6 protein-coding genes and 1 pseudogene are annotated in these 5,215 nt (G+C 65.0%); 4 read left to right on the forward strand and 3 right to left on the reverse strand.

The window, feature by feature from the left end:
• Positions 1-8: 8 nt before the first annotated feature.
• The 3 genes and pseudogenes from J4F42_21900 to J4F42_21910 all read left to right on the forward strand — a co-directional run.
• The coding region (locus J4F42_21900) for a M20/M25/M40 family metallo-hydrolase (GenBank protein ID MCE2488178.1) at positions 9-440 on the forward strand (432 nt) is incomplete at its 3' end.
• Positions 441-444: 4 nt separating this feature from the next.
• Positions 445-1,269: pseudogene (locus tag J4F42_21905) on the forward strand (M20/M25/M40 family metallo-hydrolase).
• 23 nt (positions 1,270-1,292) lie between these two features.
• Positions 1,293-2,282 (forward strand): 2-hydroxyacid dehydrogenase, encoded by a 990-nt coding sequence (locus J4F42_21910; GenBank protein ID MCE2488179.1) that lies wholly within the window; start codon positions 1,293-1,295, stop codon positions 2,280-2,282.
• A gap of 16 nt (positions 2,283-2,298) precedes the next feature.
• Here the strand turns inward: J4F42_21910 and infA are convergent, their stop codons facing one another.
• The 3 genes from infA to J4F42_21925 all read right to left on the reverse strand — a co-directional run bounded on the left by infA (position 2,299) and on the right by J4F42_21925 (position 4,520).
• Positions 2,299-2,595, reverse strand: a complete 297-nt coding sequence (gene infA, locus J4F42_21915) for a translation initiation factor IF-1 (GenBank protein MCE2488180.1) — start codon at positions 2,593-2,595, stop codon at positions 2,299-2,301.
• A gap of 93 nt (positions 2,596-2,688) precedes the next feature.
• Positions 2,689-3,897, reverse strand: coding sequence for an MFS transporter (locus J4F42_21920; protein MCE2488181.1), 1,209 nt, complete (start codon positions 3,895-3,897; stop codon positions 2,689-2,691).
• Positions 3,898-3,899: 2 nt separating this feature from the next.
• Complete coding sequence (locus J4F42_21925) at positions 3,900-4,520, reverse strand: MFS transporter (protein MCE2488182.1); 621 nt, start codon at positions 4,518-4,520, stop codon at positions 3,900-3,902.
• Between the two features lie 199 nt (positions 4,521-4,719).
• Between J4F42_21925 and J4F42_21930 the strand changes: the two genes are divergently transcribed.
• A complete protein-coding gene (locus tag J4F42_21930) occupies positions 4,720-5,055 on the forward strand; it encodes a DMT family transporter (GenBank protein ID MCE2488183.1) in 336 nt (111 codons plus the stop codon).
• Positions 5,056-5,215 lie beyond the last annotated feature (160 nt).

The raw sequence follows: 5,215 nt of genomic DNA on the forward strand, positions 1-5,215 counted from the left end.
AGCCAGGCATGGACCTCAGCACCTTGACGCTCAACACCGACCGCTTTTTGCGCGTGCTGGGCGACATGGTTGCGGTCGGTGCGCGGCTGCAGAACTCGCTCAGCAAAGAGGCGCCGCCGCCCCAGGAAGACCTGGCCGGCGATATTGTTGTCGAGGAGTTGCGGCCGCTGGTGCGGGCCGGCAAGCTGCGCCTCGAGCGCGTCAGCTATGCCGAGGGCCGGGGCAACCTCATCCTCACCTATCCGGGCCGAACCGACCGCACGGTCGCCTTTGTCGGGGCGCATCTCGACGTCGTGCCGGCCGATCCGGCCGAGTGGCGGCGCCCGCCGTTTCGGCTCCACCGCGAGGGCGGTCGGCTGTACGGCCGGGGCGTCACCGACTGTTTGGGGCATGTGGCGGTCCTGACCGATCTGTTCCGCCAGCTGGCCGAGTCGGACATCNNNNGTCATTATCGCCAACGAGGAACTCTCCCGGGTCGGCGGCATCGGCATCGGCAGGCTGGTCAAGGACGGCCGGCTCAGCCACCTCAAGGCTGGCCCGGTGTACTGGCTCGATAGCGCCGACTTCGGACCGACCCTGGCCACCGGGGGCATGGCGCCGTGGCGGCTGCGGGTCGAGGGCAAGGCTGCCCACTCCGGTTTTCCCCGGGACGGGATCAACGCCGCCGAGCTGGCCTTTGAGGCCACCCGGGCCTTGCAGGGCTGGTTTTATACCCACTATCCGCCCCACCCCAAAGAGCGGGAGTACGGCTTTCAGGGGCCGTCCTCGCTCAAGCCGACCCGGGTCACGGTTCACAACGATACGCTGAGTAAGATTCCGGCCACCGCCGTGGTTGAGGGCGATATCCGTCTCACCCCGTGGTACTCCGCCCAGGAGGTTCGCGACGGCGTAACGGCGTTCATCAATAATCTCGATATTCTCAGCCTGCCCACGCTCGGCCCGAGCCGCTACCGCTTGGGAGCGGGTGAGGTCGGGACGGTCAAGCTGGAGAGCATCGGGCTGCCGGCCGGCGGCATAGTCTGCGACCGCAGCTCGGTCGGCTACCAGGCCCTGGCCGAGGCTGTGGCTGCGGTACAACCCAACTCCCGGCCGTTTTCGGTAACGGGCGGCCTGCCCTATGTCCACATGTTGCAAACCCACGGCTTTGATATTCAGATTACCGGCTTTGGCCGGCTGGATACCTATCACGCGCCAAACGAGTTTGCCGAACTCATCCACATGCACCAGGGCTTTGAGATCCTGTGTCGCATCCTGGCCCGGTTCGGCTAGGGCTCCATACGAGGGACGCCACGATGAGCGAACACCCCACGATTGTCTTTCTGTACTCGCCGCGCTACGTGCCGCAGCAGATCATCGACATGGCCACCGCCCAGGTTCCGGCCGGCTTCCGTCTGGAGCTGCTCGAACAGGACGCGCCGGTCGAGCTGCGACGCGAAAAAATCTCCCAGGCTGACTTTCTGCTCGGCTATCCCGGTAATCCGTCCGGCGCGGAGATTGCCGCCGCCAGCCGGCTCAAACTCTTCCAGGTCCTGAGTGCGGGCTATGAATGGCTGGATCTGGCCGCCTTTCAGCACGCCGGGATTCCGGTCGCCAACAACGGCGGGGCCAACGCCCCGACGGTGGCCGAGCACGCCCTGCTGCTGATTCTGGCCGTGTATAAAAAACTGCCCCTGCACCACGACAGCCTGCACCAGGGACGCTGGCTGGGCTTGCAGGAGACCCTGGGCATGCGCGAGTTCCGGGCCAAGACCCTGGGGATTGTCGGTTTTGGCCGCATCGGCCGCCAGCTGGCCCGCCTGGCGAGCGGCTTTGAGGCCACGATTCGGTACTACGATACGGTCCGCGCGCCGGCCGAGCTTGAGCGGGAGCTGGGCGCCACCGCCCTGCCCCTGGACGCGCTGCTGGGCGAGGCCGATGTGGTGTCAATCCACACCCCGCTGACCGACCGCACCCGGGGCATCATCGACGCCCGGGCGCTCGGACTGATGAAAGCCTCGGCCATCCTGGTCAACACCTCGCGCGGTCCGGTGGTTGACGAGCCAGCGCTGATTGACGCCCTGCGCACCAGACAGATTGCCGGCGCCGGGCTTGACGTGTTTGCCGCCGAGCCGATGCCGACCGACAGTCCGCTGCTTGATCTGGACAATGTGGTTGTCACGCCCCACATCGCCGGCGTCACCCTCGACACCTGGGCGCGGCGTATCAGCTTTGGTTTTGCCAATATCCAGCGGGTGGCCGCCGGACAGGCGGCCGAGTCGATCATCGGCGGCGGACAGGGCTGAGCCGCGACGGGGCGGCTTAGCGGCGGCGGAAGGTGATGCGGCCCCGGTCCAGGTCGTACGGAGACAGCTGGACGGTGACGGTATCGCCCTGAATGATCTTAATGAAAAACTTGCGCATCTTGCCCGCGACATGGGCCAGGACAAGATGCTCGTTTTCGAGCTTGACTCGAAAGAACGCGTTGGGCAGGACTTCGACAACCGTTCCGGTCATCTCGATGGCATCGGAGTCGGCACTCCGTTCAGGTCTGGGGGTATTTCGATTTTGGGATCTTCTTCGGCTTCGACCTCGGCTTCGACTTCGTCGTGGCGGCATTACTCCCTCTCAGGTCCAAAAATCCTCAACTCCGGGTCAACACGAATCCTCAGCGCCCCAGTCCTAGCATAGCCCCGGGCTGAACACAACTTCTCAGCCTTCGCTGGGCCGGGCGGCCACGGTCGGCGCGTCCGGCACACGGCTCGGCAGCGGCTCCGGGTGGCCGTCGGCAGGCAGGAACAGCATGCACACCCAGGGCAGCACGGGCAGGATGCTGAGCACTTGCATGGCCGCCCCTACCCCCCAGGTATCGGCGACAACACCCAGGCCGGTGACGCTCAGGCCCCCAACGCCAAAGCCGACCCCGGTCATCAGCCCGGCGGTCGTGCCCAGCCGGCCCTGCATCAGGTTCTGGGCAATCACCAGGGTCAGCGCAAACATCGGTGACAAGAGCGCGCCGACCAGGGCCAGAACGATCAGGCTGAGGGCTCCATCGGTGTGCAGAAACACCAGCAGCAAGGGACTCAGCAAGCCGAAGCTCAGGACCAGGAAGCGTTTGTGACCGATGCGGTCGGACACGGGGCCGGCAATCAGGGTCCCAACCGCCCCGGCAATCAAGAACAGCGACACAATCGAGCCCACCACAACCGTACTCTCGCCCCGTGCATCAAAGTACAGCGGCACATAGGTAAACAGGCCGGCGTGGACACACGAGCCGAGCATGACCACGCCCAACACCACCGCCATGGCCGCGTGGGGAATGGCCGGCGGCTCGGCCCGGACCTGGCCCGACGGCAGCCTGACCCGCGACAGCCACGGCAGGGAGCGGAGCAATATGCCGCCGACGATCAGCCCCGGTATCCACAGCAGCAGCAGGCCGCGCGGCCCCAGGGCGGCCAGACACAGGACCACGGCCAGCGGGCCTAAACCCAGGCCGATATTCCCGCCGACCGAAAAGAGTGAGATACCGGTCGCCTTTTTTGCGCCGGTCGACAGATACGCGGTCTTGTACGCTTCAGGATGATAGCTGGCAATCCCGATACCGCTGATCAAGATCAGTACCAACAGCATCGGATAGCTGCTGGCCAGGCCCACACTGGCCATGCCGCAGGTCGCAGCCACGACCCCAAAGGGCAGCAGCCAGGCCTTGGTACTGCGGTCCGACAGGTAACCGAAGATCGGCTGGACCAGCGACGAGGACACATTGGCAACCAGAATGAGAGCGCTGGTCATGGTGTAGGACAGGGCAAAAGAATTTTTGAGAAACGGCAACAGGGCGGGTAAGGCGCCCGTATTCAGGTCAACCATCAGATGGCCCAGCCCCAGCAGGGCCAGGGCTTTTTTGTTCATTCCGTGCGACATGCTCAGACTCCCGTGTGTCGGACGGCCAGGTCGGCCGCAGGCAGCTCAATATCAATCCGATCAGGAATCACCAGGAAATACAAGATCACAAAAGACACCGCGACCAGGAAGGGCAGCGCCCAGCTGCCGGTCTGGGCGATCAGAAAGCCGGCCGTCATCGGGCCGAAGATACCGGCAAAATTCCCCGAGCCGTTCATGACCCCGGAGATGGCGCCGACCAGCCTGGGGTTGAATTCCAGGGGTATCGACCAGTAGCCGCCGCCGGCAATATTGACCAGGAACAGATAGGCCGTAAAACAGGCGACCGACAGCCCGGCCGAAGACACCAGCACCGCGCCGACCAAAAAGGGCGCGCCCAGGGCGATGCACAGCGAGAAGCCGACGCACACCACGGCCAGCAGTTTGCAGGCGTTCCAGCGGTCGGCAATGACGCCGCCCGGAAACTGCAACAGCGTATAGCCGATCAGGAAGGCCGAGAAGATGACGCCAAAGCTGTCCTCCCCCCAGCCCAGGGCTTCCATCATCACCGGTGCGGCGACCGCGATATTGACCCGGTCGAGGTAGTTGATCATGCTACCGGTGGTCAGCAGTCCCACCAGCTTGTAGCGGACCGGCCACGCCATACGCCCTCCTTTGGCCCGGTGCGGGTGGGCCGGATTGTAGCCCACCGCCGGGCTGCGGGCCAGCCGAGCCGGGGAACCGCCCGCCCCCTTTAGCCGTCCGCCGAAAGCCGCTAGCCTGAGACCATGCTGGGCGAAGTACTGGCGCTGACATCAGCGTTCAATCCTGATCCGCCGGGGCCTGACCTACTCGAGCACCTCAGTGGCAGTGGTCTGGGGGCTGATCGTCAGCCTGCCGCTGCTGGCCGCGGTGTTTGCCCTGCATCCCCGGCCGGTCAGTCAGGCGGTCGCGCCCCAGGCTGCGGTGTGGTTCGTGCTGGTCGGCCTGCTCGGGCCGTGCATCGGGCGGGTGTTCAACTTCATCGGTGTTGCCCGGCTGGGGGCGGCCAGAGCCACCCCCCTGGTCAATAGCGCGCCGCTGTTCACCACGCTGCTGGCGGTAGTGTTTTTACACGAGCAGCTCACACTCAGGATCGTCCTCGGCATGCTCAGCATTGTGGCCGGGGTGGGCTTTCTGACCGGACAGCAACGGCCATGAATCTCAAAGACGTCGTGTATCCACTCCTGGCCGCGGTGTGTTACAGCACCAACCCGATTCTGGCCAAGCTGGGCCTGGGTATCAGCAACGAGCCCATCCTCGGCGCCTGCATCGGCATGGTCGCCAGCGCGCTGGTGTATATCGCGTATTTTTTCGGCAG

The organism is Desulfurellaceae bacterium (genome assembly GCA_021296095.1).
GTDB lineage: Bacteria > Desulfobacterota > Binatia > Bin18 > Bin18 > JAAXHF01.

What these genes read in the sequence shown, in the direction of transcription:
- J4F42_21925 (MCE2488182.1), bottom strand. Translation starts at nt 4,520, where the DNA reads ATGGCGTGGCCGGTCCGCTACAAGCTGGTGGGACTGCTGACCACCGGT.
- J4F42_21910 (MCE2488179.1), top strand. Translation starts at nt 1,293, where the DNA reads ATGAGCGAACACCCCACGATTGTCTTTCTGTACTCGCCGCGCTACGTG.
- infA (MCE2488180.1), bottom strand. Translation starts at nt 2,595, where the DNA reads ATGCCGCCACGACGAAGTCGAAGCCGAGGTCGAAGCCGAAGAAGATCC.
- J4F42_21920 (MCE2488181.1), bottom strand. Translation starts at nt 3,897, where the DNA reads ATGTCGCACGGAATGAACAAAAAAGCCCTGGCCCTGCTGGGGCTGGGC.